The following is a 25,505-nucleotide window of genomic DNA, read 5'->3' on the forward strand; positions in this document are numbered from 1 at the left end:
AAGTTCCAAAATAAAAACCCAGTTCTTAATTAGAGCTGGGTTTTTTATCACTTGTTATGCGTTAAATTCAACTAGCTTTTTGGGCATCAATAACTGCTAGTGCCGATAAATTCACAATCCTTCGTGTAGTTGAGCTAGTAGTCATAATATGTACGGGCTTGCGTGCACCTAAAAGAATAGGTCCCATAGTGATACCATTACCACTAGTCATTTTGAGCAGGTTATAAGAGATATTTCCCGATTCTAAATTTGGCATAATCAGCAGATTAGCTGAACCTTTCAAAGTACTTTCAGGGCAAGCTTCTAACCGTATTCGCTGGCTTAGTGCTGCATCAGCATGCATCTCGCCGTCAATCTCAAGGTCAGGATTTTTAGTACGGACAATCTCAAGAGCTTCAGCCATTTTGCGAGCATTTTTGTTTGTGCGGCTTCCGAAGTTAGAAGTAGCAAGAAGGGCGACTTTAGGCACAATCCCAAATCGACGCATTTCTTCTGAAGCCATCAATGTAATCTCAGCCACAGTCTCTGCATCAGGATCAACGTTTACCTGAGTGTCAGCAAGGAATAGGGTGTCGTTTGGCATGATAATCACGTTCATGGTCGCAAAATGCTTACATCCATCTCGCAAACCAATAATATCGCGTACGTATGCTAGCTGGTTATCCCATCGTGACGATATACCGCAAATCATAGCATCAACTACTCCGAGATCTAGTAATAGAGTGCCTAGCAACGTATTATGCTTGCGTACAATTGCCTTAGCTATAGCTGGAGTCACACCTTTGCGATTATTAAGTTCTAAATATTTTTTCCATGCATCTTCATAATATGGATGATCATCAGGATTCACGATATGGAAGTTTTTACCATCCTCTAGTCGCAATCCGAGCTTGTCTATCTGTTCTTGAATTTTGTGAGGACGACCCACAATATATGGGATGGCAATGCCCTCATCAACAACAGTTTGAGCTGCACGAATCACTCTGTGATCTTCGCCGTCAGCATATACAATTTTTTTAGGTTCATCTTTTGCAAGTTTAAATAAAGGTTGCATTAAATGACCTGATCGATAAACATGCTCTAGCAATTTATCGCGATACTCTTCAAGATTGTCTATAGGCTTACGTGCAACGCCTGAATCCATGGCGGCCTTAGCTACAGCAGGGGCGACTTTAACAATAAGTCGTGGATCAAAGGGTTTAGGAATGATGTACTCGGGTCCGAAATTAAGATCCTGACCCTCGTAAGCAGTTGCAACCTCATCGCTTAGTTCAGCTTGTGCAAGGTCAGCAATTGCATGTACGCAGGCTAATTTCATCTCTTCGTTAATTGTAGTAGCCCCTACATCCAATGCACCGCGGAAAATAAATGGGAAACAAAGAACATTATTTACTTGATTGGGATAATCTGATCTACCTGTGGCAATAATCACATCTGATCGTGCTGCTTTAGCTTCTTCGGGAGTGATTTCAGGGTCTGGATTTGCTAATGCAAGTATTAGTGGGTTTTCAGCCATGGCTTTAACCATTTCAGGTTTGAGAACACCTTTAGCAGAACATCCCAAGAAGGCATCAGCACCTACAATTACATCCGCAAGAGTGCGTGCATCGGTAACTTGAGCATACCGTTGTTTTGAAGGATCCATTTTTTCATCACGACCTTCATATATAACACCTTTAGAATCGCACACGAAAATGTTTTCGCGTGTTAGACCAAGATTTACCATAAGGTCTAGACATGCTATGGCAGCAGCTCCAGCCCCAGAAACGACCATTTTAATTTTAGAAATGTCTTTGTTAACTAGTTTTAATCCATTAATAAGTGCAGCTGATGAAATAATGGCAGTACCATGTTGGTCATCGTGGAACACTGGTATCTTCATGCGTTCGCGGAGTTTCTTCTCTATGTAGAAACACTCTGGAGCTTTGATATCTTCTAGATTAACACCGCCTAGCGTAGGTTCTAGTGCCGCAATAATATCAACTAATTTATCAGGGTCATTTTCAGCAAGTTCAATGTCGAAAACATCAATATTAGCGAATTTCTTAAATAAACAACCTTTGCCTTCCATAACTGGTTTAGAAGCTAGAGGACCAATATTTCCCAAACCTAAAACAGCAGTCCCATTCGAAATTACACCAACTAAATTTGCTCTAGAAGTGTATTTTGCTGCAGCAGATTCCCCCTGATCAAATATCTCCATACATGCGTGTGCTACACCTGGAGAGTATGCAAGGGAAAGATCGTCCTGGTTGGCCATGCTTTTAGTAGGTACAACAGATATTTTTCCTGGGGTCGGAAATTCATGATAGAGTAGGGCTAATTTTTTTGAATCGGTCGACATTAATGGATCCTATGAATTTAAATTTTCATTGTCATAAATTACATGTATTTTAATTCTAAAATTACGTTGTTATGTAATTAGTAATATGTGTGAAGTATACTAATCGCAATTATTAGGGTTTTCCTTAGGGTATCCCTTCTTTTTAGTAACTAAATGTATGGTGTGATATGAAAACGATGAGTGAAAAACGAGAAAACTCGTATTTATTCGGCGGGAATATGTCTTATGTAGAAGAGCAATATGAGATGTACCTCGAGGATCCTTCTTCAGTTGATGAAAGTTGGAAGCAATATTTTGACAAACTATCAAAAGAACCTGCGGTAGACGGCAGCACAAGTTCTAAAGATCAAAACCACACTGCAGTTATTGAAAATCTGGCTCTTATGGCTAGAAATAATACTTTATATTCTCCAGCTCCATCGACAGGAGCTTCAAATTCTAAGCAACACTTAGTTGAAAGATTGATTTCAGCTTATCGCAGGCTTGGTGCTCTTCATGCTCAAGTTGATCCACTTAAACTTCAAGAGCACATGGATGTCCCTGAATTAGATCCTAAATATCATGGTTTAACAGAAGCGGACATGAATCAGACATTCTCGACTGGTGATACTTCATTCGGCAAAGACACTATGACACTTAAGGAATTGATTGATTCACTTAAGGCTACTTACTCAGGAACTGTTGGTGTTGAGTACATGTACATTGCCAACCATGAAGCTAAAAAATGGCTTCAAGATAAATTGGAATCAATTCAATCTAAACCAAGCTATAACAAAGCAGAAAAATTAAATATCCTACAACAACTCACAGAGGCGGAAGGATTAGAAAAATATCTTCATACAAAATATACAGGTCAAAAGCGTTTCTCACTTGAGGGAGGCGAAAGCTTTGTAGTTGGTATGGATGCTGTTGTTCAGCATGCAGCTAAGTTAGGCGTCAAGGAAGTTATAGTAGGCATGGCACACCGCGGTCGTCTAAATATGTTGATCAATATTATGGGTAAATCCCCTGCGATTTTATTTGATGAATTCGAAGGAAAATATGCTACTGACTTAAAAGCAGGTGACGTTAAATACCACAATGGTTTTAATTCTACTATTGATACTGAACACGGTCCTATATTTATCGATTTAGCATACAACCCTTCACACCTCGAAGTGGTAAACCCTGTAGTTGCAGGTACAGCATATGCTCGTCAAGTTCGCTACAACAGCAAAGCTGAAATATTGCCAGTGCTAGTTCATGGTGATGCTGCTGTTATCGGTCAGGGTGTAGTTCAAGAAACACTTAACCTATCACTAGCAAAACACTATAGTAATGCTGGTACTGTTCATATCATTATTAATAACCAGATTGGTTTCACAACTTCACTTAAAGAGGAAGCACGTTCTTCACAATTTTGTACTGATATTGCGAAGATGGTTGATTGTCCTATATTTCACGTAAATGCAGATGATCCAGAGGGCGTAGCATTTGTATGCCAATTAGCGGTAGATTACAGAGCAAAATTTGGCAATGATGTTTTTGTGGACATCGTGTGCTATCGTAAGCTTGGACACAATGAACAAGATACTCCTGCACTAACACAACCTGAAATGTATCGTGCGGTAGCTGCTCATCCTGGTTCTCGCAAAGTTTACGCTGATGCTCTTGCGGCTGAAGGTACATTTACCGCTCAAGAAAGTGACGAATTAGTTGCTAAGTATCGTGCCCTAATGGATAAGGGTGAAAATAATGAAAAAGTTAACAAAGATTATGAAATTGAAAATGCTCCTGATTGGAGTGCATATCAAGGTAATCCGTATATAGATTCTGCTGACACTAAAGTTTCTGCGGAAATTGTTAAAGAGCTAGCACAAAAAATCACTACATTGCCAAAAGATTTCCAACCTCATAAATTAGTTGAAAAACTCATGGCAGACCGCTCTGCTATGGGTAAAGGTGAAATGAACCTAGACTGGGGTATGGGTGAACATCTAGCTTATGCAACACTTGTAAATGAGGGCTATCCAGTTCGTCTAACAGGTGAGGATGCAGGTCGTGGTACATTTACGCACAGACATGCAATTCTACATGACCAAAATCCTGAAAAACATAACGAAGTTTATGTGCCTCTTAATAATCTATCTGATAAGCAAGCAAGATTTGAGGCTAATAACTCAGTGTTATCAGAAGAAGGTGCTTTGGGTTTTGAATACGGTTATGCAAGTTCTGAACCTAACGGTTTAACTCTATGGGAAGGTCAATTCGGAGACTTTGTAAATGGAGCCCAAGTCATTATCGACCAATTTATAGCATCTGGTGAAGCTAAGTGGGGCGTGCAGTGTGGTTTAGTTATGCTTTTACCACATGGCCAAGAAGGTCAAGGACCTGAACACTCATCAGCACGTATAGAGCGCTTTTTACAATTATGTGCTGATGAAAATATGGAGTGCATTCAACCTACAAATGGTGGTCAAATGTTCCATGCTTTACGTCGCCAAGTTTTACGTAATATACGTAAACCTCTAATTGTATTTACACCTAAATCTTTATTACGTAACAAGGATGCATCATTCCCACTATCTGATTTATCTGAAGGCTCATTTAAAACAGTAATTGGTGAAGTTGATCCTGAAATTAAAGCTGAAAATGTTAAACGTGTTTTAGTTTGCTCGGGTAAGGTTTACTATGACTTAGTAAATGGACGCAAAGAGCATAATAGAAAAGATGTAGCAATTCTACGTGTTGAGCAGTTATACCCATTCCCTAACGATGCATTCGCTGCTGAAATGGATAAGTATTCAAGTGCACCAGAAGTTGTTTGGGTTCAAGATGAGCCTCAAAACCAAGGTCCTTGGAATTATATTCTTCACCATGTTATCGATAATATGACTGAGAACCAAACTCTTTCTTATGCTGGTCGTGAGGCTTCTTCATCTCCAGCTACTGGTTATGCAGGTGTACACAAAGCTCAGCAAAAAGCTCTTGTTGAACAAGCATTTGCTGAAAAACTTGAAAACGTATTTTAAGATTTAAAAAATTATTAGGAGATTTAAATGTCAATTGTTAATGTTGTAGTACCTCAGCTTTCTGAGTCAGTGTCAGAGGGCACTCTTATTGAATGGAAATTTAAAGTAGGTGATCAAGTTTCTGTTGATGAAATTTTGGTTGAGATTGAAACTGATAAAGTTCTTCTTGAAGTTCCATCTCCATCTGCAGGTGTAATTACTGAGATTTTAGAGCAAGACGGTGCAACCGTAACTCCTGATCAAGTTTTAGCGAAAATTGATACTGAAGCTAAAGCTGAGGCTAAAGCTGAGGATACATCAAAACAATCAGAACCTAAGGAAGTTGCTCAATCTTCTAAAGAAACTACTGTAGAATCTGCTAAATCAGATAATTCATTAGCTCAAAAATCTGGTTCAAAAGGTGATGTAGCTTCTCCAGCTGCTCGTAATATTCTTGCTGAAAAAGATATGAAAGCCTCTGATGTTGCCGGTTCAGGTCGCGATGGTCGCGTAACTAAAGCTGATGCTCAAAAAGCATCTAAAGGCTCTTCTGTTTCTAAACCATCTGCACCTATGGCTACTAACACTGAAGGTCGTATCGAAGAACGTATTCCTATGACTCGTTTACGTGCTCGTGTCGCAGAAAGATTAATTCAATCACAACAACAAAACGCAATACTTACTACATTTAACGAAGTGAACATGAAACCTGTTATGGACCTTCGTAATAAGTACAAGGAGTCATTCGAAAAAGAACATGGAATTAAATTAGGCTTTATGTCTTTCTTTGTGAAAGCTGCTGTTCATGGACTTAAAAAATATCCAATTCTTAATGCTTCTGTTGATGGCAATGATATCGTTTACCACGGTTATTTTGATATTGGTGTTGCGGTTTCAAGCCCACGTGGTCTAGTAGTTCCTGTAATCCGTAATGCTGATCAACTAAGCTTTGCTGATATTGAAAAAACAATTGCTGAATTTGGTCAAAAAGCTAAAGAGGGTAAATTAGGTTTGGACGAATTAACAGGTGGTACTTTCACAGTTTCTAACGGTGGTGTATTCGGTTCTATGATGTCTACCCCAATCATCAATCCTCCACAATCAGCAATACTAGGTATCCATGCAACTCGCGAACGTGCAGTAGTTGAAAACGGTGAAATCGTTATTCGTCCTATGAACTACTTTGCACTTTCTTATGATCATAGAATTATCGACGGACGTGAGGCTGTACTTGGATTAGTTGCTATGAAAGAAGCACTTGAAGATCCACAACGTCTTCTTTTAAATCTGTAATAATCTTGGATAAAAATTATGGAAAATAAATTTGATGTTGTAGTTATCGGTGCTGGTCCTGGAGGCTATATCGCAGCGATTCGTGCTGCACAACTTGGTAAAAAAGTTGCCTGCGTTGATATGTGGACTGATGATGTAGGAAAACCAAAACCAGGTGGTACTTGCACTAATGTTGGATGCATACCTTCCAAAGCCCTTCTTCAGTCATCCGAACACTTTGAACAAGCTAACCATCATTTTGCTGAACATGGTATTTCTGTGTCAGACGTTAAGATGGATGTATCTAAAATGCTTTCTCGTAAAGAGACAGTTGTTAAGCAAAACAATGAAGGCATTCTTTTCTTATTTAAGAAAAATAAAGTCTCTTTCTTTTCTGGAAAAGCATCCTTTGCTGATAAGTCCGATAAAGGTTTCAAGATTAAAGTCGAAGGAAAAGATGCTACTGAACTTTTAGGTGACCAAGTAATTATCGCTACAGGTTCTGATCCTAGACCATTGCCAAACTTAGAATTTGATGAGAAAGTTGTCTTATCTAATGATGGGGCTTTAAGCATAGCTGAGGTACCAGCAAAATTAGGTGTAATAGGTGCAGGTGTTATCGGACTTGAAATGGGTAGCGTTTGGAGAAGACTAGGCTCAGAAGTAACTATCTTAGAAGCTGCTTCTGAATTCTTAGCCGCTGCAGACGAATCTATTGCCAAAGAAGCAAAAAAAGTTTTCGATAAACAGGGCCTTAAAATTGAAGTTGGAGTAAAAATTACTCAAACCACAAATAAGGGCGACTCTGTTCAAATTTCCTATGAAAATTCAAAAGGCGAGAAGCAAGAGCTAACGGTTGATAAATTAATCGTATCAATTGGTCGAGTTCCATTTACTAAGGGCCTTAATCTTGAAGCTGTTGGTGTTAAAGTTACTGATCGTGGCTTTATCGAAGTGGATGATGAATGCAAAACTTCTGTACCAAATATTTGGGCAATAGGTGATGTAGTTCGTGGTCCTATGCTTGCTCACAAGGCTGAAGAAGAGGGCGTTGCGGTTGCTGAAAGAATCGCTGGTATGCACGGGCATGTAGATTTTGCTACCATTCCATATGTAATTTATACCAGCCCAGAAATCTCATGGGTTGGCAAAACTGAAAAACAACTTAAAGACGAAGGTCGTAAAGTTAAAACAGGGCAATTCCCGTTTATGGCAAATGGTCGTGCACGTGCTATGGGTGATACTACTGGATTTGCAAAAATTATCGCTGATGCAGAAACCGATGAAGTGTTAGGTGCTCATATTATTGGACCTATGGCTTCTGAGCTTATATCTGAATTAGTGACTATTATGGAATTCAAAGGGGCGGCCGAGGATATAGCTCGTATCTGCCATGCACATCCTACATTATCAGAAACTGTAAAAGAAGCAGCTCTTGCAGTAGATAAGCGCACACTTAATCTATAATTAACAGTCATTTTGATTTGATGGCGGGCTAGAAGCCCGCCTATTTTTTGTATGAACGTAAAAGAACACTACATAAATGCTCTTGCAAAAAAAGGTTATAAAGCTGATGCATCTCAATTAAATGCCATCAGTAAACTTCAAAATTTAGCCGTGCAATTAAATTCCTACAGTATCAAAGAACCTAATGTATCCAGTGGTTTATTTTCGGGATTGCTTAAATCCTTTAAGACTAAACCTGTTAAGCCTACGCCAAAAGGACTATATATGTGGGGTGGGGTTGGTCGTGGCAAAAGCTTTGTTATGGATTCATTTTATGCCTGCATAAATATGGAAAATAAAACTCGTGTTCATTTTCATGAATTTATGCGAAGTATTCATAATAGGCTTCAGGAGATTAGTAAACAGGCCGATCCGTTAGATATTATTGCCACGAACATTGCCAATAAATATACGCTTATTTGCTTTGATGAATTTCATGTGTCCGATATCGCCGATGCCATGATACTTTATAGATTACTAAATAAATTTTTTGAAAAAGGTGTTGTTTTTGTTATGACTTCTAATTATGAACCTACAACACTATATCCAGATGGGTTACATAGGGATAGGTTGATACCAGCCATAAATCTTATTCTTGAGAGGATGGAAGTTATAAATGTGGATGTGGGAGTTGATTATAGGCTTCGTGAATTAGAGCAACTTGAGACTTATTACACACCTATCGACAGTGATACAAACTCTAAACTTCAAAATTGTTTTAGTAGGCTTAGTAGTGGGCAAGTAGATAAGGATTCTATTTCTGTACAAAATCGTGAACTAAAAGTTGTATGCAAGTCGGCTAATGTGTTGTGGGTGGACTTTTACGATATGTGTGTACTGCCTAGATCGCAAATTGATTACCTAGAAATAGCAAACGAATATCACACAATAATTCTTTCAAATGTCCCTAAAATGACCCCTCAAGATGCCTCTGCCGCTCGAAGATTTACGTGGATGGTAGATGTGTTTTATGACCATAAAGTAAAACTTGTAATTTCCGCACAAGTGCCTGCCGAAGAATTATTTATGGAAGGCATATTTGCAAACGAATTTTCTCGCACTGTATCTCGAATGATTGAAATGCGTTCTACTGAGTATATGCAGGATAAAACTAGAAAATCAGTTGATGTTTAAGTAGGATTAATTTATCCACCCCCGTTTAAAATTCTTTCTGATTTTGCCATACTAAATAAAATTATTTGGATTAAGTATGGCTATAACAATTACAAAAACCCTTTCAATTATTGCTCTTGAAGCTTATGAAGTTAACATTGAAGTTCATTCAAGCAAGGGCTTACCAACCTTTAAGGTAGTGGGTGTTCAGGATTCACTTGCACGTGAGAGCAGAGAGCGTGTTAGGTCGGCATTGCTAAATCAGGGATTTAAGTTTTCAGCCAGTAGATATACTGTGAACTTAGGTTTAAGTATGCAAAATAAGATAGAGGGTAATTATGATTTGGGAATAGCGATTGGATTGCTATTTAGTACTTCGCAAATAAACTTACATCCAAATTTAAAACTTCAAAATATTTATTTTGTTTCTGATTTGTCTCTTTCAGGAGAGTTAAATTCTATTAATCACTTAGAAGTTTTAGCCCTAAAAATTCATAGTATTAATCCAAATCCTACGTTAGTTATTTCTGCATCCCTTTCATGGATAGTAGAGTATGCACCGAATATAAATTTTGTTTTTGCGAAAAACCTTAAGCAAGTAGTTGAATATCTACAAACTGGTGAGCCTCCTAACTATGAAAAAAATATATCTTCGTATTTTTGTATACCTTCAAATGCAAATTGTCTTTCAGAAGTGGAGGGATTGCATGAGGCTTGTTACGCCCTAGAGGTTGCTTCTTCGGGTGGTCATAATATGGTCGTTGGAGGGGCAACTGGTATAGGAAAGACTATGTTATGTAGGCGAGCTACGGGAATATTGCCCCCATTTAATAATAGGGAGTTTTTGGAAGTTTTGTCTATTTATAAGCTTGCCCAAGTTAATCCACCTAATGATATACCATATAGAAATCCATTATCTACTATGAGTGTTTCTGTTTTAAGTGGTAATAATCAACAAAATTATGTGGGAGAATTTTCTCTTGCACATAATGGTGTCCTGCATATTGATGATCTTCAAAATGCAAATCTTGAATTTATGGAAACTATAAGGATGGCAACGATGCATAGGATAGTAAATCAATTCAGATCTAAGCAAAAAGTGGTGTTGCCAGCTAATTTTTTATTTCTCGGAACCTATCAGCCATGTGATTGTTCTTATCTTTACTCAAATAAATGTAGATGCACAAAAACTATCTTGATGAAATATGAAAAAAAGATGGAGACTCTTTTTAGGGAAGTTTTTGATATTCACGTAAGAATTAATGGTGGACTTGAAAGCATAATCCAACCGAACAATACTTCTGAAGAGGTGCGAAAAAGGGTGATTAAAGCTAGAGAGAGTCAAATTCAAAGGCAGGGTAGGTTAAATGCACATCTAGATGAAGAGGAATTACCTAAATATGCATATATCGATTCCAATTCTAATGAACTTATATTAAAACTAAAACAGGGTCGCAATATTTCTCAAAAATCCCTAATGCGAATTTTAAGAGTTGCCCGAACAATTGCCGATTTAGAAGAAAATAGACACATTAGCCCTTCAAATTTAAGCAAGGCAATTTATTTATATGGATATTAGTTATCGATTTAAATAACTGGCAGTTATAAAGAAATAAATATTTTGTATTGTTTCAGTATATGCAATATGTTCCTTCTTTGCTAATATTATTTAAACAAACATTTAAACAAAAGTGAGGATTCATTATGAAAAAATTTATAACTTCTACAGCTTTTGCTTTGGTCGCATCTGTTGCGAGCATTGCATCTGCAGAAAATTTAAAACTTTCGGTTGCGGCTACTCCAGTTCCTGCCGCAGAAGTATTAGAATTTATGAAACCTGCACTTGCTAAAAAAGGTGTTGATTTAACGGTTCATGTGTTTACTGACTATATCCAGCCTAATCAGCAAGTAGCTGATGGTGACATTGATATGAACTGTTTTCAGCACGTTCCACATTTAGATTCTTTTAATAAACGTAAAAATACTAATCTTGTACCAGTTGGTGGTATGTACCTTCCTCCTATGGCCGCTTACTCTAAAAAGATTAAAAACCTATCTGAATTAAAAGATGGGGCTAGAGTTTCTATACCAAATGACACTACCAACAGTACTCGTGCTCTTCTGATTCTTCAACAAGCAGGATTAATCAAGCTTAAAGACCCTAAAAATTTATTTTCAACAGCTAAAGATATAGCCGAGAATCCTAAAAAACTAAAATTTATAGAATTGGAAGCAGCTGGAGTGCCACGTTCATTGCCAGATGTGGACCTAGCGGTTATTAATACTAATTATGCACTTGAGGTTGGATTAAATCCTAAGTCAGACTCTATAATTCTAGAAGACGTTAATTCTCCATACGCTAATGTATGTGCCGCTCCTGAAAGTTTTAAAGATAATAAAGCACTTAAAATCTTAGTAGCTGAGTGGGGTAGTGAAGAAACTAAGAAATTCATTTTAGATAAGTACAAAGGAACCGTAATTCCACGTAAAGACTAAGCTTTATTTTGCATGTAACCTCTTTGAAACATATATTTTTTTGTAAAATTGTAAAATTGTTAGATTGTCATTTAAAGACGCAAGGGGGTTTACATGCGACTAGGACTTTTAGCATCCACTACAAATTTTAAAACAGCTACTTGGACATTAGTCGAAGGGCTAAGCAGTGGGGCTAATTATTTTGAGATTCCACAAGAATTTCTAACAGCACTTCCTCCTTCAGATTCTCCCGATACTTTTGATAACCCTATTATTTGTTTATCTAGAGAAAAACAAAAGTCCAATACAGACCATAAAACTAGGTATTCTATTGGTCTAACTTTGTATGTTTCTACTAGACAAATCGATAGTAACAAAAGCGGGATGTATTATGGAGCATTTTGGGAGGGACAGGAAGAGCAATTTTTTAGTCCTAAAAGATTGCCCATAGCTATAGAAACCCTTAAATCGATGGCAGCATATGTAAGAGATGCATATGTAGAATCTAACTCAAATAGTTTTTCAGAAAAACCATTTATCAAAGAGTTTCCTGATGAAATAGGAGATGATCTCAAGACCATGGATTCTAGGTTTCTTGAGTCCATTAAGTTTAGCGAATCTATATCTCCTAAAGATGCAGACCGCACATGTGTTATCGGATGCTCGAAAAAATCAAACATACCTGATGCTATTGAAACCATCATAGACTACAAGATGCTTGCTTTGTATAAAAGAATTTATTTTGTATCTAATCAGATTTTCGATAGATTTAAAAGAATTCAAAATTATTTCGAAAGTAAAAATTTTGAAGCAACTGTTGGTACGAATTTAACTTTACTTAGATATGAGGATCTAAAAGCAGTTAAAAATATTTACTTAGATAGCATAGGGTCAGTAGAGGCGGTTATAAGTACTTATACAAAAAGACTTCGTCAAAAAGATGAAGCATACCAGCTTCTTAAAAACAACCAAACTCAGCAGATTTCAAACCTTACTTCAGAATATGAATCCAAAATTAAGAATTTGGAATCTGACCTTGAAGCTTCAAAACAGGCTTTAGCAGACTCAGTTCCAGCCACTTCCAGCTCTAATATATCAGAAGATTCAGCTTGTGAGCTTACTTCTAATACGTCAGAAGATTCAGCTTGTGAATTAACTTCAAACATAAGCTCAACTGATTATTCTACTGGGGATTCAACCGTATCGGTACCAGATATTCATTCAGATACAGTTAGGGGACGGGAGCTTGAAGAGCATTTGTCCAGTGAGCAATGGAATCAATTGAGAAATTTATTTGGTTTAGAGCCGACGGATTCTTGTCAGGTACTTCATCAAAAGCTTATTAACTTTTCAAATGAATCAAATAAACATATTGATGAAATGGATGTAAAAATGTCAGAACTGTCTACAAAACTAGCAGACAGAGAATCTAGACTTCTTGAATTGGAAAATGCTCCCGCACCAGATCATATAGTTCAATCAGCACGTAGAGGATTTAATATATCAACGTTTTTACTAATGCTTTTAGTAATTGCATTAGTGGCTTATATTTTGATTAATCGCTAGATTGGGTGAGGTTAGGTCTAGTAACTGACATAACCTCAGGTATTCTTCTTATATCCGACATGATGGCTCTTAATTGAGCCAGGTCTTCAAGCTGAAGCGTTATATTGATATTAGCTGAATCACTATCTTCATCAATCATTGATAAATTCGAGATATTGGAATCATGTTTTGAAGCTTCGAGGGCTATAGAACCTAATACACCTTTGCTGTTCATAACTGAAATTAAAACTTTAGCTTTAAAACTTGCTTCTGAAGTGCTGTCCCAAACAACATTTACATATTTACTTTGATCTTTAGTTTTATAGGCTTCAAGTGTTGTGCAATTTTTGTGGTGAACAATTAAACCTGACCCAGGCTGAAGAACTCCAACTATAGGGTCTCCGTGTAATGGAGTACAACATCTAGCATACTGTATTGCCTGACCTTCATTTCCTCTAATAATCAAGTCAGTACGTTTCGCAGACACTAAGGTGTCGTAATCATTTGCACTTGTGTGGATAATAGGATTTTCTGCCATAAACCTTCTAGCTACTACAGAGGCGATGCGATTTCCAATTCCAATATCCATAAGAATCTCTTCAATTGAGTTCGCTCCAGATTCTAAAAGAATTTTTTGCCATTTAGGATCATTTGGCTCTGGCAATGTTAACTCCAACTCATCCAAAGACTGTACGAGTAATTTACGCCCCAAGTCTGTGGACTCCTTGCTTTTAACATTTTTAAGGTAGTGTCTAATGGCCGCCCTAGATCTACCTGTGCGTGCATAGTTAAGCCAACTTACATTAGGTTCAGTATTTGGATTAGAAACAATATCAACTGTATCTCCGCTAGAAATCACATGATTCATAGGAACAGCAACACCGTTTATTGTCGCACTAACTGCATGTAGACCAATATCAGTGTGTATCGCAAATGCAAAATCCAAAGCCGTAGCTTTACTAGGAAGAGAAATAATTTTTCCTTTTGGTGTAAGTGCATATACAGAATCTGGGAAAAGGTCAATCTTAATATCATCTATAAACTCTTCGGAATTTTTATTTATAGATTGAATTTCAACCAAGGATTGAAGCCAGTTGTGGGATTGCTCATCGAAATTAACAACACCAATATCCTGATCACGATTTCTCCAATGAGCAATAATCCCATATTCGTTATAGGCTTTCATAGATTCTGTATAGATGGCAACGTCGATATGGGTTCCAACAGGTCCTACCATTATCGTGTGCAAAGCACGGTACCCATTTACTTTAGGAATAGCGATGTAATCTGCAAAAGTCCCAGGAACTGGTCTGTAAATTTGATGTAAAGCACCAAGGACAATGTACGCATCTTTTAAAGTAGGTACTGTAATGTCGATATATTTCGTATCGTTAAAATTTGAAAAACTCTTTTTTTGAGCTTTCATCATCTCATGTACTTTGTAGGTACTAAAGACGGTCCAATTAAATTTAGCTTCCGAAGGAATAGCTTTAACTATATTGTTATGGATTGTTTTTTCAATTTTGCGATTAGATTTGCGCTCAGTTTCAATAGAATTTTTAAGCACACTATATCTATGTGGATAATTGATACTAAATGCTAAATCCTCAAATTCAGCTACTAGCTTAGTAAATCCCAGTCTATTTGCTATCGCTGCGTAAATTTCAAGTGTCTCTTTGGCAATGCGTCTAGCCTTCGATGCTTCAAGCCCTTCAAGAGTACGCATATTGTGCAATCGATCGGCTAGTTTAATCAAGATCACCCGAACATCCTTAGTTGTAGCAAGCAACATCTTTCTAAAACTCTCTGCTTGTTGCTGTGCTTTACTAGCAAATTGAATCCTCTCTAATTTAGTTAGCCCATCAACTAATTCTGCAACTGTAGGATTTATTTCGGTGGCAATTGTTTCTTTTGAAACTTGTTGATCCTCAATCACATCATGCAACAATGCAGCCATAATGGCATCGCAGTCAAGCTTCCAATCAGCACAAATAATTGCCGCTTCCACTGGATGGGTAATATAAGGATCACCACTTGATCTCATCTGACCATAATGTGCATTATCTGCAAAGGAATAAGCCACTTTAACCATATGTAGCTCAGATGGATTTAGATACTTAAGTTTGCTTAAAAGGGAAGGTAGATACTTTGGGTGAGGTGAAGACTTAATATCAGGTAATTCTGAATTATGAGGTTCAGCAACCCTTTTTTTTGAAGGAAAAGGATTTAAGTTAGAAAAGAGAGAGGATAAATTACTGAACCTCATAAAATCGCAAGAAAACTATGAAGGGATTTTTTTAAGCATCTCAATGCCAGTTTTGCCCTCTGCAATTTCACGTAAAGCTAATACTGTAGGCTTGTCGTTTTGAAGATCCACTTTAGGTGTATGACCAGTAGCAATTTCACGTGCTCTATAAGTAGCAACCAAAGTTAAATCAAAACGATTAGGGATATATTCTAAACAATCATCTATGGTAATACGAGCCATAAGTAACCTATATTTTTATTTTGGTAAGTACGAAATACCTAGATCTGCAAACAATGCTTGATGCTTATTTGCTTGACTTGCATACTTAAGTTTAGCGGCTTTTACTAAGGTATCAAGTTGATCTAAAGCACTCTCAAAGCAATCATTTATTATAACATAAGAGTACTCATCAGCATGACCAATTTCACTGCTAACTGTAAGCATTCTTTTGCGAATTACATCAGCTGTATCTTGACCTCGTTTTATAAGCCTTTTTTCTAATTCTTCTATAGAGGGTGGCAATATAAAAATATCTATGATTTCAGGAAATTTTTTGCGAATTTGACGGGCTCCTTGATAGTCAATTTCAAGCAATACATCCTGACCAGTTTCTATAACTGCTTCAACTTGAGACTTAGCAGTGCCATAGAAATTACCGTAAACTTCAGCCCATTCAAGCATATTTCCCTGTTCACGCCATTGAGAAAATTGCTCTTTTGAGATGAAATGATACTCGCGACCATCAATTTCTCCCTCACGAGGAGCTCTAGTCGTGTATGAAATAGATAAGTTTATAAATGGATTTTTTTCAATAAGAGCACTTACTAAACTCGATTTTCCTGCACCAGTAGGGGCGGAAACTAAAAAAACATTTCCAGGGAATTCCATATTTAAATATTACAAAGCATCACTTGCGTAATCTGATAATCTAGAGCGCTCGCCTTTTTGTAAAGTTACATGTCCTGAGTGTGGCCAACCCTTAAACCTGTCCACGACATATGTTAGACCAGAACTGCCCTCAGTCAAATAAGGAGTGTCTATTTGGGCAATATTCCCCAAACACACGATTTTAGTACCAGGACCTGCACGTGTAACCAATGTCTTCATTTGTTTTGGTGTAAGGTTTTGAGCTTCATCAATAATGATAAATTTATTCAAAAAAGTTCGACCGCGCATAAAGTTTAAGGATTTTACCTTAATGTGAGACTGAATTATCTCTTTACTTAAACTTCGCTCCCATTGAGCTCCACTATCTTGACGTGCCTTAGTGTTTAAAAACTCAAGATTATCTTCTAAGGCACCCATCCAAGGTTGCATTTTTTCTTCCTCTGTCCCTGGTAGAAATCCGATATCTTCACCTACAGGCACAGTTACACGGGTCATTATGATTTCTGTATATCTCTTTGTTTCAAGTACCTGCGTTAGACCAGAGGCTAGGGCTAGCAATGTTTTACCTGTACCAGCTTGCCCAAGTAATGACACAAAGTCTATTTCTGGATTCATTAAAAGGTTAAGTGCAAAATTTTGTTCACGATTTCTAGCTGTCACACCCCAAACATTATTTTTGGGGTGCGTGTAGTCACGTATGGTTGCTAGTACGGCATATTTACCAGAAACTTCTTTAACTTGAGCAAATAATGGTGAGTCTCCCTCTAAGTAAACGAATTCATTTACTAAGAATTCATTTACTAATGGACCGCGAACTTTATAATACGTGGTCCCTGCTTGTGTCCAAGATTCCATATCTTTTGAGTGTCTTTCCCAGAAATTATCGGGAAGTTGGATATTTCCGTCATATATTAAATCGGAATCCTCGACAGAATGGTCATTTAGATAATCTTCAGCGGCAAGACCTAAAGCCCTAGCTTTTAAGCGCATGTTTATATCTTTGGAAACAAGAACAACTTCGCGGTCAGGGTAGAGGTTAACCAAAGATTGAACCACACTTAATATTTGATTATCAGCCTTAAGGGTAGGGAGTTGTATTTTTAGTTCCGCATTTAACTCTTTAGTTTGAAAATACAAAATGCCAGTAGCTTCTTTGTTACCCAAACTATTAAGTGGCATGCCCTGAAGTAGATCTGGAGATTCTGCACAAAGATCATCTAAAGATCTACTTACTTGACGTGCATGTCGAGCAACTTCTGTAAGTCCCTTTTTATGGTGGTCAAGCTCTTCCAAAGTCATCATGGGTAAGAAAATATCGTGCTCTTCAAACCTAAATAAGCATGTAGGGTCGTGCAACATTACGTTAGTGTCTAGAACAAAGAGCTTACTTTTGCCAGTTGATTCTTTGGTTTTGTTTGTTATTGTTGATTCCTTACCTTGAACTTTTTTAGTAGCTTTAGATCTCTGCGTTTTCGATGTGGCTTGAGCATCTCTAGTTTCAATGGTCTGAGTAGATTTAGCCTCAAAAGATATCCCAGATTGTGTATTCTGTTCTTGATGAGTAATTTTTTTAGGAGCCCTTGGTTTGGGAGCAGTGTCCATATCAAGAAGATTTGCACGTTTAGTGGGAAGTTTAGGAAGAGGCATAAAAACTCCGTTTTGGTTAATTAATTTTGTGATTCAATAACATTAAGAACTTCTTCGATGTGGCCAGGAACTTTAACTCCTCTCCACTCTTTTATAAGTTTCCCTTTATCATCGAATATAAATGTTGATCTTTCGATACCATGAACTTGCTTTCCGTACATCATTTTTTGTTTCATAACTCCGAATAAGTTGCAGATTTCTTCTTCAGGGTCGGCAATAAGAGGGAAATTAAGTTCTTGTTTATCGATAAATTTTTTGTGCGAGTTAATGGTATCTCTGGAAATGCCTATGACTACGGCTTCTTGAGATTCAAACCTATCAAGTGCATCTCTAAAATCTTGTGATTCTGTAGTGCAACCTGGGGTGTTATCGCGTGGGTAAAAATAAAGTACAAATGATTTACCTTTTAGGTCAGAGGGGAATTTAAGGTTTTTTTCTATAAATTCATCACCTTCTTTATAAACTAAGTTTGCTGTAAATGCAGGACATTTTTTTAATTCAAGATTTTCTGCCATTAGGACTCCTTAAATTCTAAAATTAAACCTAATGCAACTTTACGACCTTCGGCCATTAATACATTATATGTACGAGCAGCTGCATCAGTTTTCATAAATTCAACTCCAATATTTGCTTTAATCAGAGGAGTTATTAAGGAAGGGTCAGGTAAATGTTGCTTTAAACCTGTTCCGATAATTATAAGTTCAGGTGCATTTTTATAGTTACAAGAGGAACTGTTAAGAAAGTCAATTGCGGAACTAGCTGCTTTTTCCAACATGCCTACAAGTTCCAATTGATTGATATCAATATCTTCAAATGATTTGATATCCCATGTGTGGATAGGACTTTCTGGCGTAAAGTAAACCGATTGAAAATATCTCTCTTTATTGATTTCGATGTAGGATTCATCGTAAGCAGTTACTGTGTTTAGTGTAGAGGTATTTTGTAAGTGTAATTTCACAATTACTCCGAAAACTTTGTTTATATTAAGTCAAATATATTACAAGTTCGTGATTTTAAAAAAGGTAAAATTGTGAATACTTATAACAATTTCTAAAGTTTTTTGTGGGTTTTAAATGAGTCAATTACAAGCTTTGAGAGTAGGATTGCTTGGTTTTGGTGTTGTTGGTAGTGGCACTTGGAATGTACTTAAGAGGAATTCCAACGAAATTGCTCGTCGAGCTGGGAGGCGTATTGAGATTGTGCGTATTGCCACCCGTACTATTTCTAAAGCTACTGATATAGTCGGGGATGCCGTTCCTGTTACTGCTAATCTTATGGATGTAGTTGACGATCCGTCTATAGATATTGTTGTAGAGCTTATTGGAGGCACAACTTTAGCTAAAGAGGTGGTTATTAGAGCCTTGAATAATGGGAAGCATGTAGTAACCGCTAATAAGGCTTTGCTTGCACATCATGGAAACGAAATTTTTAAAATTGCAAGTGATCATAAAGTTATGGTCGCCTTTGAAGCAGCTGTGGCTGGTGGAATTCCTATAATTAAATCTGTCCGAGAAGGGCTAACCGCAAATCGAATTCAAAGTTTGGCAGGAATTATTAATGGAACTAGTAATTTCATTCTCTCTGAGATGCGTAGCAAGGCACTTACATTTGATGTTGTTTTAAAAGATGCACAGAAACTAGGTTATGCAGAAGCAGATCCTACATTTGATATCGAGGGTGTGGATGTTGCTCACAAACTTACAATCTTAGCTTCCACTGCGTTTGGTATACCGATTCAATTTGACCGTGTCTACTCTGAGGGTATTACCAAAATAGAACAAGAAGATGTTGTTCAAGCCGAGAGATTGGGCTATAGGTTGAAATTATTAGGTATTGCCACTCGTAGAGATGAGGGGATTGAGTTACGCGTACATCCCACTTTGATACCAGCTACTAAGATGTTGGCAAATGTTGAAGGTGCTATGAATGCAGTGATGGTCAGAGGAGATGCTGTAGGAGAAACTTTGTTTTATGGTCCTGGAGCAGGTTCTGAACCTACGGCATCTGCAGTTGTTGCTGATTTGGTAGATGTTACACGTCTGCATACAGCAGATCCTGAACATCGTGTTCCGCACCTAGCATTTCAGGCTGATGCTCTAGAGGATTATCGCATTCTGCCTATCGATGAGGCGAGGACTGGGTACTATCTACGTATGACAGTGAGAGACCAAAAAGGTGTGCTGGCAGATGTTTCTCGAATTTTTGCAAATCATGAGATTTCAATTAATTCAATGATTCAGGATAATAAGGGAAATAATCTTGCATCTTTAATTTTCTTAATTCATCAAACCATTGAGTCCTCTATGCAAAAAGCCATTAAAGAGATTGAAGCACTTGATTCCGTGCAGTCAGATATTAAACTTATTAGATTGGAAAATCTTTGTTAATTTAGGGACAAGTTTATGAAGTATGTATCAACCAGAGGTGGAGTCGAACCAGCTGAATTTTGCGATATTTTAATTGAAGGTTTGGCTGCAGATGGTGGATTATATGTGCCAGAGTCTATTCCATATATAGATATAGAAGTGCTTGAAGGTTGGAGAAATCTTACATATAAGCAAGTAGCTCTACAGGTTTTAAGTTTATTAATAACTGATATTCCATATAACGACCTTAAAAACATTATCGATAAAACATACACATTAGATAATTTTGAAAGTAGTGAAATAGTTCCTCTTAAAAAATTTAAATTCGGACATGCAAAAGAATTTTATCTATTAGGATTGTCAGAGGGGCCGACTTTAGCTTTCAAGGATCTTCCTTTGCAGTTTTTGGGAAACCTTTATGAATATGTCCTAAATAAGAACCAAACATATGTAAATGTTTTGGGATCTACATCAGGAGATACTGGGTCTGCAGCTGAATATGCATTAAAAGGAAAAAAAGGCGTAAATGTCTTTATGCTCTCACCGCATGGTCGTATGAGTGATTTTCAGAAAGCCCAGATGTACACTTTAGATAATCCAAACATTCACAATTTAGCAGTCAAAGGTGTATTTGATGAATGTCAGGATATAGTAAAGGCTATTAATGGCGATTTAGAGTTTAAGAGAAAGCATCATATAGCGGCAGTGAATTCAATTAATTTTGCACGCATTGCAGCACAAGTTGTGTACTACTTTTGGGCTTGGTTACAGGTTAGTAAGCCAGTTGAGTCAAAATATAGAGATAGCAAAATTAATGATAATTTGAAGCACAAAAACATTGCCACTTACAAAGCTGAAGTTATAGACGTAACCGTACCTACAGGTAATTTTGGCAATATTCTGGCAGCCTTAATTGCATCTATGATGGGATGTCCTTTGGGTGATTTGATTGTAGCTACAAATGAAAATAACGTACTTGAAGAATTTTTTAAAACTGGCGTCTATAAACCACGTATTCCTGCTGAAACCATTGCCACATCAAGTCCATCTATGGATATTTCTAAGGCCTCAAATTTTGAGCGTTTCGTATATTTCTTATATGATTGTGATGCCTCTAAGGTTAAAGATCTTTGGAGCCGTTTAGCTGAAGATGGAAGTTTTGATCTTTCTGAGAGACTAAGTGAAATTGAGGGAACTGATCACTTCTTTACTTTTAAAGCGGGTCGTAGTACTCATGAAGATCGAATTAAAACAATCAAAGATTTCTACGATAAAACCGAATATATCCTAGATCCACATACTGCTGACGGTGTAAAAGTTTCATCTGAATTTCAATCAGAAAATAAGATTATGGTAGTCGCAGAAACAGCTCTATCTACTAAGTTTGCTATTACAGTTAAAGAATCTTTAGGATTTGAGCCTAAAGTTCCTGAGCGATTTAATGAAATGCTCAATAAACCTCGTCATGAAGTAGTTACGGAAAACTCAGTGGAAGAGGTGAAGGACTATATCCAAAAGCATTCATAACCATACACGGCTTGAAATCATAAGCATATGTAGTGGTGTCAGGGCGATTTCATTTTTAAATGGGTCGCCTTTTTTTATTTTTTTAAGTTTCGCTTCCCCCATTAATCTTAATGCCTTAAGAGGTCTTAAGTTTTTTTTCTCTTCTGGTGGCAATGCTTCATAAAGCTTTAAAACTTCATTTGATTTTGCACTGGCTTCTAAAATTAAAAAATCTTTTAATGGACTGTTAATAACTTTTGGTGTCGCTTTAAGAAAATCGCTGGCAGTAATTTCATGTTTTCTTAGGTATTCCATGGGTACATATATGCGACCTTGAGAAGCATCTATGCCCATCTCAGAAATCATATCCACGAAATGAAGAAATTCTCCTAAATTTTGAGCATGCTTAATAACATCTGGTTTAGTTGATCCTAATATTTGTGAAACGGCTGAGAAAATAGATCCGCTTTGTAAGGCATGAAATTTATTTAAACTTCTGAATTCTAGATAACGGTTATGTGTTAAATCCATCTCAACAGATTCAATAACATTAAGTAGAAATTGTAGATTGATGTTGTGTTTATTCTTAATAGAATTAAATGCGAAAAGTAATGGATGGTTAACTGAATTTGATTTTTCTAGATATAGCTTTTCAATCGCATCCTTCCACCAGGATAGTTTTATCCTAGCTATGTTGCTATCGGATTGCGTATAGAGTATGTTTTTTATATCGTTAAAAAGTGCATATAAAGTTCGAACTGAATTTTTTTTATCCTCAGCTAAATAAAGATAAGCAAAATGTTCGGGGCTTGAGGTGCTATAAGTCTTTTCATTTATGACTTGTTCAGAAGGCGTAAGACTAGGGTTTTTAGCCATTATTAGCGATTTAGTAAGATATATAATTATTAATTTTAAAGTTTAATATTAAAGGATTAAATCTTGGGACGTCCAATCAAAGCCATTTTACACACTAATAATTTGGCTAGTAATCTACATCAAATCACTTCAAGTGTTAGAAATTATCCAAAAAACACTAATAAAACTATAAAAACTCTTGCAGTAGTAAAGGCTAATGCATATGGTCATGGTTTAGGTGCGGCGATAGAAGGGTTCGCAGATGCTGATGGACTGGGTTTAATTGACTTAGTAGATGCAGAAGTATTAAGAAAAAAAGGAAATACTCAAGAAATTTTGTTGCTAGAGGGTTTTTTTCATAAGCAGGATATAGATGTATTGCTTGAAGGGGGTATATCTACTGCTTTGCATAGTCCCTATCAGATTGCCTACTTAAAGGAAAGATTGTCTGAAGTGGCAAAAGAAAGCATTGCCAAAGATTTAAAGAAAATAAATCTTTTTATTAAGTTTAATACTGGCATGAACCGACTAGGATTTAAACCATCTGAAGCTCACGAAATTTATGATCAGATAAAAACTTTGAAATCTACAGGATTGATTGGTACTGTCGGTACTATGATGCATTTTGCAAATGCAGATAGTGATGATCACGAAGTTCAAGTTCATACGATAGTAGATGATTTCAAAAAGAATTGTCTTGAATTTGAGGGACGTAAAGTTCCAGTAAGCATTTGTAATTCAGCGGCCTGCATGAGATTTCCAGAGTTAGCATCCATATCAGGAACTAACTGGATAAGACCTGGTTGCGTGTTATATGGTAGTCAATACTTTGACTACAGGGATTCAGAATTTACTAAGCTAGATTTGAAGCCTGGAATGTCTTTAGTTGCGGATGTTATTGCTATTCAAAATCTTAAAGTAGGCGATTCTGTAGGATATGGTTCTAAGTTTACTGCTACTAAACCTAGCAAAATCGCGATAATTGCCTGTGGTTATGCGGACGGATACCCTAGAAGTGCTGATAATAATACTGAGGTAGGCGTATTGGGAAAAAGGGCGAAACTTGCAGGTAGGGTGTCTATGGATATGATTGCCATTGATGTAACGCACATTCCTGAGGTTAATATTGGCACACCTGTTGTTTTGTGGGGCGAGGGAGGTCCATCTATAGATGAGGTCGCAAAGATGAGTGGTCGAATTGCATATGAGCTTATGTGCGGAATTGCACCTCGTGTCCCTAAGGGTATAGCAAATGGCCAAGCCTAAGACTCAGTATGTATGCCAGGAGTGTGGTGGAACCAGTATTCGTTGGCAGGGGCAGTGTCCGCATTGCCACATGTGGAATACGATGGTGGAATTTAAAGAGTCACCTGTTTCAAATTCATCTAACAGATACACTCATCTTGCCGGATTTGATGGTGTATCCAAAGTGCAGAATTTATCTGAAGTTGCTACTACTGATATTGTTCGTTATTCAACTGGAATATCTGAGTTTGATCGTGTTCTAGGCGGGGGGTTGGTGCCTGGTGGAGTTGTGTTGTTGGGCGGTGACCCTGGGATAGGTAAATCTACGCTTCTTATTCAAGCCGTTGCTAATTTATCAAGTAAGCAAAATGTTCTATATGTAAGCGGAGAGGAGTCCGCAGAGCAAGTTGCAATGCGGGCAAACAGACTTGAGTTACCTACGGAAAATATATCATTACTACCTGAAATTCAGCTTGAGCGTATAGTTGGAACTATAGAAAATAACAAGCCCACAGTTGTTGTTATAGATTCAATTCAGACTATTTTTTCCGCTGAACTAAATTCAGCTCCAGGGTCCGTTTCGCAAGTTAGAGAGTGTGCTGCTCAATTAACTAGGGTAGCAAAACAGGCGGGCATTGCTATGGTTCTTATTGGGCACGTTACAAAGGATGGCACATTAGCTGGTCCTAGAGTGCTTGAGCATATTGTTGATTCCGTTCTATATTTTGAAGGTGAGGCTGACTCTACTCATCGTTTGATTAGGGCTTTTAAAAATCGTTATGGTGCCGTCAATGAATTGGGTGTATTTGCTATGACGGATAAGGGGTTACGTGGTATATCCAATCCATCAGCTATATTTTTATCTCAACATAGTTCTGATGTGCCTGGATCGTGCGTTATGGTGACCCAAGAAGGTACGAGACCACTTTTAGTTGAAATTCAATCTCTTGTTAATACTGCTCATATTCCAAATCCGAGAAGACTTACGATTGGGTTAGATAGCAATCGCATTGCCATGTTATTGGCTATCTTAGCTCGTCATGCAAATATACCGACATACGACCAAGATGTATTTGTAAATGTTGTGGGGGGAGTTCGAATCAAGGAGACAGCTTCAGATTTGGCTGTAGTACTAGCGATAATTTCCTCAATGCGTAATAAGTCACTGCCAGAGGGCTTGGTCACATTCGGAGAAATTGGACTTGGTGGCGAGATTCGACCCGCTTCAAGAGGTCAGGAACGTCTAAAAGAAGCGGCTAAGCTTGGGTTTAGGGTGGCCATAATTCCTAAACATAATGAGCCCAAAAAAGAGATAAAAGGTATCAAAGTGTATCCTATGTCCCGACTATCTGAAGTGCTGGAATTTATTCGGTAATCGTTGATTTTTGTATACCCTAATTCCCTCAAGATATTGTAGGCATGCATATTAGAAAGAAATGTCTATTTGTGGTAAAAAAGACTAAAAAGGGCAATTAATTCAAAAAAAGGGTAGGGATTTCAGGTAT

Annotated in this window: 19 protein-coding genes; 11 read left to right on the forward strand and 8 right to left on the reverse strand. The window is 37.3% G+C overall.

The features are described from left to right. Positions 1 to 67: 67 nt before the first annotated feature. Positions 68 to 2,344, reverse strand: coding sequence for an NADP-dependent malic enzyme (locus KUI_RS03480; RefSeq protein ID WP_013522463.1), 2,277 nt, complete (start codon positions 2,342 to 2,344; stop codon positions 68 to 70). 167 nt (positions 2,345 to 2,511) lie between these two features. On the opposite strand from KUI_RS03480, the gene KUI_RS03485 reads away from it, so the two are divergent. From KUI_RS03485 to KUI_RS03515, 7 genes are all read left to right on the forward strand, one after another. After that, the gene (locus tag KUI_RS03485; RefSeq protein WP_014840322.1) at positions 2,512 to 5,355 is read left to right on the forward strand and encodes a 2-oxoglutarate dehydrogenase E1 component; all 2,844 of its coding nucleotides are present in this window, start codon (positions 2,512 to 2,514) and stop codon (positions 5,353 to 5,355) included. Positions 5,356 to 5,382: 27 nt separating this feature from the next. Beyond that, positions 5,383 to 6,627 (forward strand): 2-oxoglutarate dehydrogenase complex dihydrolipoyllysine-residue succinyltransferase, encoded by a 1,245-nt coding sequence (gene odhB, locus KUI_RS03490; protein ID WP_014840323.1) that lies wholly within the window; start codon positions 5,383 to 5,385, stop codon positions 6,625 to 6,627. An 18-nt stretch (positions 6,628 to 6,645) separates the two neighbouring features. After that, positions 6,646 to 8,073 (forward strand): dihydrolipoyl dehydrogenase, encoded by a 1,428-nt coding sequence (lpdA, locus tag KUI_RS03495; protein WP_014840324.1) that lies wholly within the window; start codon positions 6,646 to 6,648, stop codon positions 8,071 to 8,073. Positions 8,074 to 8,124: 51 nt separating this feature from the next. After that, positions 8,125 to 9,246, forward strand: a complete 1,122-nt coding sequence (zapE, locus tag KUI_RS03500; RefSeq protein ID WP_013522467.1) for a cell division protein ZapE — start codon at positions 8,125 to 8,127, stop codon at positions 9,244 to 9,246. A 76-nt stretch (positions 9,247 to 9,322) separates the two neighbouring features. After that, entirely contained in the window at positions 9,323 to 10,804 is a 1,482-nt protein-coding gene (locus KUI_RS03505; RefSeq protein WP_014840325.1) for a YifB family Mg chelatase-like AAA ATPase, read from the forward strand. 125 nt (positions 10,805 to 10,929) lie between these two features. Further along, entirely contained in the window at positions 10,930 to 11,721 is a 792-nt protein-coding gene (locus KUI_RS03510; RefSeq protein WP_013522469.1) for a MetQ/NlpA family ABC transporter substrate-binding protein, read from the forward strand. A 93-nt stretch (positions 11,722 to 11,814) separates the two neighbouring features. Then, positions 11,815 to 13,266, forward strand: a complete 1,452-nt coding sequence (locus tag KUI_RS03515; RefSeq protein ID WP_014840326.1) for a hypothetical protein — start codon at positions 11,815 to 11,817, stop codon at positions 13,264 to 13,266. Here KUI_RS03515 and KUI_RS03520 read toward each other — a convergent pair. From KUI_RS03520 to KUI_RS03545, 6 genes are read right to left on the reverse strand one after another with little or no spacing between them, the layout of a single operon-like run. Then, positions 13,256 to 15,511: a RelA/SpoT family protein gene (locus KUI_RS03520; RefSeq protein ID WP_014840327.1), complete on the reverse strand. Its 2,256-nt coding sequence runs from the start codon at positions 15,509 to 15,511 to the stop codon at positions 13,256 to 13,258. The two genes, KUI_RS03515 and KUI_RS03520, sit on opposite strands and share 11 nt — an antisense overlap. A 15-nt stretch (positions 15,512 to 15,526) precedes the next feature. Beyond that, positions 15,527 to 15,733, reverse strand: coding sequence for a DNA-directed RNA polymerase subunit omega (gene rpoZ / locus KUI_RS03525; protein WP_013522472.1), 207 nt, complete (start codon positions 15,731 to 15,733; stop codon positions 15,527 to 15,529). Between the two features lie 15 nt (positions 15,734 to 15,748). Continuing rightward, positions 15,749 to 16,381 (reverse strand): guanylate kinase, encoded by a 633-nt coding sequence (gene gmk / locus KUI_RS03530; protein ID WP_013522473.1) that lies wholly within the window; start codon positions 16,379 to 16,381, stop codon positions 15,749 to 15,751. A 9-nt stretch (positions 16,382 to 16,390) separates the two neighbouring features. After that, positions 16,391 to 18,028 carry a PhoH family protein gene (locus tag KUI_RS03535; RefSeq protein ID WP_013522474.1) on the reverse strand — a complete coding sequence of 546 codons (1,638 nt, stop codon included), beginning with the start codon at positions 18,026 to 18,028 and terminating at the stop codon, positions 16,391 to 16,393. 20 nt (positions 18,029 to 18,048) lie between these two features. Next, positions 18,049 to 18,543 carry a peroxiredoxin gene (locus tag KUI_RS03540; protein ID WP_014840328.1) on the reverse strand — a complete coding sequence of 165 codons (495 nt, stop codon included), beginning with the start codon at positions 18,541 to 18,543 and terminating at the stop codon, positions 18,049 to 18,051. Then, positions 18,543 to 18,986, reverse strand: coding sequence for an Mth938-like domain-containing protein (locus KUI_RS03545; RefSeq protein WP_013522476.1), 444 nt, complete (start codon positions 18,984 to 18,986; stop codon positions 18,543 to 18,545). The genes KUI_RS03540 and KUI_RS03545 overlap by 1 nt, the downstream gene beginning before the upstream one ends. Positions 18,987 to 19,101: 115 nt before the next feature. On the opposite strand from KUI_RS03545, the gene KUI_RS03550 reads away from it, so the two are divergent. Further along, complete coding sequence (locus KUI_RS03550) at positions 19,102 to 20,415, forward strand: homoserine dehydrogenase (RefSeq protein WP_013522477.1); 1,314 nt, start codon at positions 19,102 to 19,104, stop codon at positions 20,413 to 20,415. A gap of 15 nt (positions 20,416 to 20,430) precedes the next feature. Next, positions 20,431 to 21,921, forward strand: a complete 1,491-nt coding sequence (gene thrC, locus KUI_RS03555) for a threonine synthase (RefSeq protein ID WP_014840329.1) — start codon at positions 20,431 to 20,433, stop codon at positions 21,919 to 21,921. Here thrC and KUI_RS03560 read toward each other — a convergent pair. Then, positions 21,916 to 22,776, reverse strand: coding sequence for a phytoene/squalene synthase family protein (locus tag KUI_RS03560; protein ID WP_013522479.1), 861 nt, complete (start codon positions 22,774 to 22,776; stop codon positions 21,916 to 21,918). The genes thrC and KUI_RS03560 overlap by 6 nt on opposite strands. Positions 22,777 to 22,839: 63 nt before the next feature. Here KUI_RS03560 and alr point away from each other — a divergent pair, with 63 nt between their 5' ends. Beyond that, the gene (gene alr, locus KUI_RS03565; RefSeq protein ID WP_014840330.1) at positions 22,840 to 24,021 is read left to right on the forward strand and encodes an alanine racemase; all 1,182 of its coding nucleotides are present in this window, start codon (positions 22,840 to 22,842) and stop codon (positions 24,019 to 24,021) included. After that, a complete protein-coding gene (gene radA, locus KUI_RS03570) occupies positions 24,008 to 25,375 on the forward strand; it encodes a DNA repair protein RadA (protein ID WP_013522481.1) in 1,368 nt (455 codons plus the stop codon). Before alr ends, radA begins: the two co-directional genes overlap by 14 nt. The last annotated feature ends 130 nt before the right edge of the window (positions 25,376 to 25,505 follow it).

The sequence above is a fragment of the Taylorella equigenitalis ATCC 35865 genome (assembly GCF_000276685.1).
GTDB lineage: Bacteria > Pseudomonadota > Gammaproteobacteria > Burkholderiales > Burkholderiaceae_B > Taylorella > Taylorella equigenitalis.